The organism is Streptomyces pseudogriseolus (assembly GCA_002154585.1).
GTDB lineage: Bacteria > Actinomycetota > Actinomycetes > Streptomycetales > Streptomycetaceae > Streptomyces > Streptomyces pseudogriseolus.
The window spans coordinates 1-5,675 of record MUNG01000001.1; the positions used below are offsets into that span (position 1 = coordinate 1).

Genomic DNA, 5,675 nt, shown 5'->3' on the forward strand with positions numbered 1-5,675 from the left:
CGTTGGACTTCACCGAGCCCAAGTACAGCGGCTGCTCGGCGGGACGGCCCTGCCCGTAGGTGGCCAGCAAAGCCTGCGCCTCGATCGGGTCACCCAGCCGCGTCCCCGTCCCGTGCGCCTCCACCGCGTCCACGTCGGCCGCGGTGAGCCCCGCGTCCGCCAGCGCGGCACGGATCACCCGCTGCTGCGACGGACCGTTCGGCGCACTCAAACCGTTCGACGCACCGTCCTGGTTGACCGCACTGCCCTTCACCACCGCGAGCACCGGATGCCCGTTGGCCCGCGCGTCCGACAGCCGCTCCACCAGCAGCAGACCGCCGCCCTCGGAGAACCCGGTGCCGTCCGCCGCGTCCGCGAACGCCTTGCAGCGCCCGTCCGCCGCCAGCCCCTGCTGACGGCTGAAGTCCACGAACAGACCCGGTGAGGCCATGACCGTGATGCCGCCGGCGAGCGCGAGGTCGCACTCCCCCGCGCGCAGGGACTGGACGGCGAGGTGCAGGGCGACGAGGGACGCGGAGCAGGCGGTGTCGACGGTGACGGCCGGGCCTTCGAGGCCGTAGGTGTAGGACAGCCGGCCGGAGACGACGCTGGCGGCGGTGCCGGTCAGCATGTACCCCTCGAAGTCCTCGCCGGACGCGGCGAGCATGCCGGTGTAGTCCTGGCCGTTGGTGCCGGCGAAGACGCCGGTGCGGCTGCCGCGCAGGCTGCGCGGGTCGATCCCGGCCCGCTCGAAGGTCTCCCACGCCATCTCCAGCAGCAGCCGCTGCTGCGGGTCCATCGCGAGGGCCTCACGCGGCGAGATGTTGAAGAAGGCCGGGTCGAAGTGGCCCGCGTCGTCGAGGAAGCCGCCGGTGCGGGTGGCGACCGTGCCCGTGGTACCGGACGCGGAGTCGAAGAGGGCGTTCAGGTCCCAGCCGCGGTCCTCCGGGAAGGGCACCAGGCCCTCCTCGCCGGCCAGCAGCATGCTCCAGAGCTGCTCGGGGGTGTCGACCCCGCCCGGGAAGCGGCAGCCCATGGCCACGATGGCGATCGGGTCCTCGTCGGCGGGTGCACGCCGTACGGGCTCGGCCGTGGTCTGCTCGGCGGCGGCGCCGGTGTCCACGGCGATCTCCGCGAGCAGGAAGTCGGCCAGGGCCCGGCAGGTGGGGTGGTCGAAGACGAGCGTGCTGGGCAGGCGCAGGCCGGTGACGCGGTTCATGCCGTTGCGCAGTTCGACCGCGGTGAGCGAGTCGATGCCCAGGTCGGTGAAGGGGCGGGCGGGGTCGACGTCGTCGGCGGAGGCGTGGCCGAGAACGCCGGCGACGTGCCGGCGCACGATGTCCAGGACGGCGTCCGCCCTCTCGTACGCGGGCAGGGCGGCGACGTGGGCGGACAGCGACGAGATCTCGGTGGCCGCGTCGGCCGCCGCGCCGGTGCGGGCGGCGTCCAGGGCCCGCCGCGCGGCGGGCAGTTCGTCGAGCAGGGCGCTGGGGCGGGGCGCGGTGAACGAGGGCGCGTAGGTGTCCCAGCGCAGGTCGGTCACGACGACGTGGGTGTCGCCGAGGTCGAGGGCGCGGCCGAGGGCCTGGCAGGCGGTGGCGGTGTCCATGGGGTGGACGCCGTGGCGGCGCATGCGCTCGCCCGCCGCGTCGCCGACCATGCCGCCGTCGGCCCACAGGCCCCAGGAGACGGCGGTGGCGGGCAGGCCCGCGGCGCGGCGCTCGGCGGCGAGGGCGTCGAGGTAGGCGTTGCCGGGGGCGTAGTTGCCGAGGCCGGCGCCGCCGAGGACGCCGGCGGTGGAGGAGAACAGGACGAAGGCGGAGAGGTCCAGGTCGCGGGTGAGCTCGTGCAGGACGCGGGCCGCGGTGGCCTTGCCGCGCAGGACGCCGGTCATGCGCTCGGGGGTGAGGGAGTCGACGACACCGTCGTCGAGGGAGCCGGCGGCGTGGAACACGGCGTCCAGCGGCTGGTCGGCGGGCAGGCCCTCGATCAGCGCGGTGAGGGCGTCCCGGTCGGCGGCGTCGCAGGCGGCGAGGGTGACGTCGACGCCGCGGGCGGCGAGTTCGTCGCGCAGGTCGGTGGCGCCGGGCGCGTCGGCGCCGCGGCGTCCGGCGAGCACCAGCCGGGTGGCGCCACGGTCGGCGAGCCAGCGGGCGACGTGCCGGCCGAGGGCGCCGGTGCCGCCGGTGACCAGGACGGTGCCGCGGGGGCGCCACGGCTCGGCCGGTTCGTCGGTGCCGGGGGCGTGGACCAGGCGGCGGCCGAAGGCGCCGGAGGCGCGCAGCGCGATCTGGTCCTCCCGGCCGGGGTCGGCGAGGAGTGCGGCCAGGCGGGTGCCGGTCCGGGTGTCGAGGTCGGCGGGCAGGTCGATCAGGCCGCCCCAGCGCTCGGAGTGCTCCAGTGCGGCGACCCGGCCGAAGCCCCAGATCAGGGCCTGGGCGGCGACGGGCGCGGGGTCGGCGGTGCCGACCGCGACGGCACCGCGGGTGGCGCACCACAGGGGGGCGTCGACGCCGTGGTCGCCGAGGGCCTGGACGAGGGCGAGGGTGGTGGCCAGGCCGACGGTGACGTCCGGCACGGCGGGGTGGTCGCGGGTGTCGAGGGCGAGCAGGGAGAGCACGCCGGCGGGCCGGTCGGCGCCGGCGGTGCCGGCCGCGAGGAGGGCGGCGAGTCCGGTGCGGTCGGGCGTGCCGTCGGGGAGGACGATCCGCCGTACGGTGCGGGCGCCGCCCGCGGTGAGGGCGTCGGCGACCCGGTCGGCGGTGGCGGTGTGCCCGGCCGCGTCGGCGGGGACGACGAGCAGCCAGGTGCCGGTGAGGGTGGCGGCGCCGGGGGTGAGAGGGCTGAAGGTGACGGCGTAGCGGAGGGCGTCGGCGGTGGCGCGTTCGCGTCCGGACTGCCGCCACTGCGAGAGCGCCGGCAGCAGGTCGGACAGCGGGGCGTCGGCGGGCAGGGCGAGCGCCTCGGTGAGGCCGCGCAGGTCCTCCTGTTCGACGGTCTCCCAGAAGCGGGCCTCGACGGAGTCGGCCGCCGGGTCGTCGCCGGTGCCGGTGGCGGCGTTCTCCCGGACGGCGGGCCAGTAGCGGCGGCGCTCGAACGGGTAGGTGGGCAGGTCGGTGCGGACGGCGCCGGTGCCGGCGAAGACGGTCTCGAAGTCGACGTCGACGCCGTGCAGATGGGCCTCGGTGAGCGCGGTGAGGAACTGCCGCAGGCCGCCCTGGTCGCGGCGGAGGGAGCCGAGGACGGCGCCGTCGACGCCGGCCGCCTCGAGGCTGTCGCGCAGTCCGACGGCGAGCACCGGGTGCGGGCCGACCTCGATGAAGGTGCGATGTCCCTCGGCGATCAGGCCACGGACGGCCTCCTCGAAGCGGACGGTCTCCCGCAGGTTGGTGTACCAGTAGCGGGCGTCGAGGGTGGTGGTGTCCAGCCAGTCGCCGGTCAGGGAGGAGCGGAAGGGGATCTCGCCGTCGCGCGGCTCGAGACCGGCCAGGGCGTCGAGGACGGCGTCCTCGATCTGCTCGACCTGCGGCGAGTGGGAGCCGTAGTCGACGTTGACCTTGCGGGCGCGTACGCCGCTCTCGACGAGCGCGGTGTGCATCTCGTCCAGCGCCTCGGCCTCGCCGGAGACGACGCAGGAGGTGGGGCCGTTGACGGCGGCGAGGGCGAGGCGGTCCGCCCAGGGGCTCATCCGGGTGCGGGTGTCCTCGGCGCTCAGCGGCACGGAGAGCATGCCGCCGGTGCCGGCGATGCGGACGAGGGCGCGGCTGCGCAGGGCGACGACGCGGGCGCCGTCCTCCAGGGAGAGCGCGCCGGCCGCGCAGGCGGCGGCGATCTCGCCCTGGGAGTGGCCGACCACGGCGGCGGGGCGCACTCCGTGGGCCCGCCACAGGGCGGCGGTGGCGACCATCACGGCCCACAGGGCGGGCTGGACGACGTCGACGCGGCCGAGGTCGGCGGCGTCCTCGTCGCCGCGCAGCACCGCGCTCAGCGACCAGTCGACGTACGGCGCGAGTGCCTGCTCGCAGCGTTCGATCCACTGGGCGAACTCCGCCGACTCGGCGAGGAGTTCGCGGCCCATCCCGGCCCACTGGGCGCCTTGTCCGGGGAAGACGAGGACGGGTTCGGCGCCGCCGGGCACGGCGTCGGCGAGCAGGGCGGGCGCGGTGAGCGGCCCGTCGGCGGCGAGTTCGGCCAGCGCCTCGTCGAGGGCGGCGGTGTCGTCGGCGAGGACGGCGGCCCGGTGGGTGAGGGCGGCGCGGCCCACGGCGAGGGTGTAGCCGAGGTCGGTGAGCGGGGTGCCCGGCCTGGCGCGCAGGTGGGTGCGCAGCCGCCCGGCCTGCGCGCGCAGCGCGGCGGGGGTGCGGGCGGACAGCACGACGGGCACGGCGGGCAGTTCGGCCGTGGCGGGCGGCCGTACGGCCGCGTCCTCGGGGGCCTGTTCGACGATGACGTGGGCGTTGGTGCCGCTCATGCCGAACGAGGACACGCCGGCGCGGCGCGGGCGGCCGGTGTCGGGCCAGGGCCGCTCCTCGGTGAGGAGTTCGACGCGGCCGGCGCTCCAGTCGACGTGCGGGGTGGGGTTCTCGGCGTACAGGGTGCGGGGCAGGACGCCCTCGCGCAGGGCCGCCACCATCTTGATGATGCCGCCGACGCCGGCGGCGGCCTGGCTGTGGCCGATGTTGGACTTCAGGGAGCCCAGCCACAGCGGGCGGTCGTCGGGCCGGTCCTGGCCGTAGGCGGCGAGGAGGGCCTGGGCCTCGATGGGGTCGCCGAGGGTGGTGCCGGTGCCGTGCGCCTCGACGGCGTCGACGTCCCCGGGGTTCAGTCCGGCGGCGGCGAGGGCCTGGCGGATGACGCGCTGCTGGGAGGGCCCGTTGGGGGCGGTCAGGCCGTTGGAGGCGCCGTCCTGGTTGAGGGCGCTGCCGCGGACCACGGCGAGCACCGGGTGGCCGTTGCGGCGGGCGTCGGAGAGCCGTTCGAGGACGATCATGCCGACGCCCTCGGCCCAGCTGGCGCCGTCGGCGTCCGCGGAGAACGGCTTGCAGCGGCCGTCCTCGGCGAGGGCGCGCTGGCGGCTGAACTCGATGAGGGAGCCCGGCGTCGACATCACGGTGACGCCGCCCGCGAGGGCGAGGGAGCACTCCCCCTGGCGCAGGGACTGCGCGGCCAGGTGCAGGGCGACCAGGGAGGAGGAGCAGGCGGTGTCGACGGAGACGGCCGGGCCCTCCAGGCCGAGGGCGTAGGAGATGCGGCCGGACAGGACGCTGGGCGAGTTGCCGGTGCCGACGTAACCCTCGAAGTCGTCGTCGGAGGCGGCGAGGATCGTCACGTAGTCCTGGTAGGTGACGCCGGCGAAGACGCCGGTGGCGGAGCCGCGGGCGCCGGCCGGGTCGACGCCGGCCCGCTCCAGGGCCTCCCAGGACACCTCGAGCAGCAGGCGCTGCTGCGGGTCCATGGCGAGGGCCTCGCGCGGGGAGATGCCGAAGAACGCCGGGTCGAAGTGGCTGGCGTCGTGCAGGAAGCCGCCCTCGCGGGTGTAGACGGTGCCGGGGTGGTCGGGGTCGGGGTGGTAGAGCCGTTCGGGATTCCAGTTGCGGTCGGTGGGCAGCGGCGAGATGCCGTCCGCTCCGGCGCGCACCAGGTTCCACAGGTCCTCGGGGCTGTCGACGCCTCCGGGGTAGCGGCAGGCCATGCCG

The 5,675-nt window shown here is 76.3% G+C and carries 1 protein-coding gene; it reads right to left on the minus strand.

All coding sequences use genetic code 11. The features are described from left to right. On the minus strand, nt 1-5,675 hold a 5,675-nt coding region (locus tag CCN29_RS00005; protein ID WP_143661257.1), incomplete at both ends, for a type I polyketide synthase.